Here is a 251-nt window from a genome sequence, read left to right as displayed (position 1 = left end):
TATCGACCTTGCACAATGTTTAAAACAATTTATTACAATGGGTTTTCAACGAGTGGACATGGTAGCCTCACCAGGGCAATTTAGTTTACGTGGGGGAATTATAGATATATATCCACTTACTGAAGAGATGCCACTTCGTATAGAACTCTTTGATACAGAAGTAGATTCTATTCGATATTTTGATGTGGAAACACAGCGTTCTAAATCTCAGGTCAAAAAAGTTCAAATTGGTCCTGCTAGAGAAGTTCTAC

1 protein-coding gene is annotated in these 251 nt (G+C 37.1%); it reads left to right on the top strand.

What is annotated here, in order from left to right; translation table 11 throughout:
• Window positions 1–251 (top strand): hypothetical protein (locus AOA61_RS24570; protein ID WP_143521250.1); only part of this gene is annotated, 251 nt, incomplete at both ends.

Origin of the sequence: Pseudomonas sp. 2995-1 (genome assembly GCF_002742505.1) — a bacterium.
GTDB lineage: Bacteria > Pseudomonadota > Gammaproteobacteria > Pseudomonadales > Pseudomonadaceae > Aquipseudomonas > Aquipseudomonas sivasensis.
This window is presented reverse-complemented; position numbering and strand designations above follow the sequence as displayed.